This is a genomic window from Anoxybacillus sp. MB8, from assembly GCF_011006755.1.
Classification (GTDB): domain Bacteria; phylum Bacillota; class Bacilli; order Bacillales; family Anoxybacillaceae; genus Anoxybacillus; species Anoxybacillus gonensis.
On sequence record NZ_RXXX01000128.1, the window covers coordinates 1 to 489 of the forward strand.

1 protein-coding gene is annotated in these 489 nt (G+C 45.8%); it reads left to right on the forward strand.

All coding sequences use genetic code 11. The features are described 5' to 3' along the window. Nucleotides 1-484: HEAT repeat domain-containing protein (locus EKC99_RS15465; protein ID WP_163152682.1), on the forward strand; the 484-nt coding region annotated here is incomplete at its 5' end. Nucleotides 485-489: the final 5 nt, after the last annotated feature.

Here is a 489-nt window from a genome sequence, read left to right on the forward strand (position 1 = left end):
GAAACGATATGCAGCGTTGGAACAGATGGCAGAGCCGACGGAAACCGATTTGCCCGTATTGGCAAAGGCGTTAAAAGATGAGAAAGTAGCGATTCGCCGTTTAGCGACAGCTTACTTAGGAATGATTGGTGGGAAAAACGTACTTCCATATTTGTATGAAGCCCTAAAGGATTCAGCTGTTTCTGTGCGGCGTACCGCTGGTGACTGTTTATCTGACATTGGTGACGTTGAATCGATTCCTGTTATGGTCGAAGCGCTAAAAGATGCAAGCAAGTTAGTTCGCTGGCGTGCAGCGATGTTTTTATATGAAAATGGAGATGAAACCGTCCTGCCTGCTTTAAAAGCAGCCGAAAACGATCCGGAATTTGAAGTAAGCATGCAAGTAAAAATGGCCATCGAACGAATCGAAGGTGGCGAAGAGGCGAAAGGATCTGTTTGGAAGCAAATGACGGAGAGTAGAAAGAGAGAGGAAGGGAAATATTGAGCCAC